The 635-nt window shown below is 68.5% G+C and carries 1 pseudogene; it reads left to right on the forward strand.

What is annotated here, in order from left to right:
• Positions 1-463 (forward strand): annotated as a pseudogene (locus tag HC022_RS28265) (aminoacyl--tRNA ligase-related protein); the annotation flags it as partial.
• Positions 464-635: the final 172 nt, after the last annotated feature.

Raw genomic sequence — 635 nt, forward strand, 5'->3', positions numbered from 1 at the left:
ACAGCACCAGTTCGAGAAGGTCGAGATGGTCTCGATCACGCACCCGGACAAATCCCGCGACGAGCTCGACCGGATGACCGGCTGCGCGCAGGGCATCCTCGAGTAGCTCGGCCTGCCCTACCGCACGGTGGCACTCTGCACCGGCGACATCGGCTTCGGCGCTCGCCGCACCCATGACCTCGAGGTCTGGCTGCCCGGACAGAACACCTACCGCGAGATCTCCTCGGTCTCGGTCTGCGGCGATTTCCAGGCCCGGCGCATGAACGCGCGCTTCAAGCCCACGGCAGGCGGCAAGCCCGACTTCGTGCACACGCTGAACGGCTCGGGGCTCGCGGTCGGCCGCTGCCTGATCGCCGTGCTCGAGAACGGCCAGCAGGCGGACGGCTCGGTCAGGCTGCCCGAGGCTCTGCACCCGTGGCTCGGCGGCCGCACCACGCTCACCGCCAACGGGGACCTGGTCTGAGGATGAACAAGCTCTGGGCAGCACTGGTCTTCGTGGCCGCGGTGATTTTCGCTGCCGGGCCGGTGCTGTTTCCCGGCTTCGCGGGGTTCGCGCCTGACGCTTTCCCCGTGCCGCAGGACAACCCGCCGGTGCAGCCGGCGGGCTACACTTTCGCGATCTGGGGTCTGATCTA

It is taken from the genome of Salipiger sp. HF18 (assembly GCF_011806505.1).
In the GTDB taxonomy this organism is placed as follows: Bacteria; Pseudomonadota; Alphaproteobacteria; order Rhodobacterales; family Rhodobacteraceae; genus Salipiger; species Salipiger thiooxidans.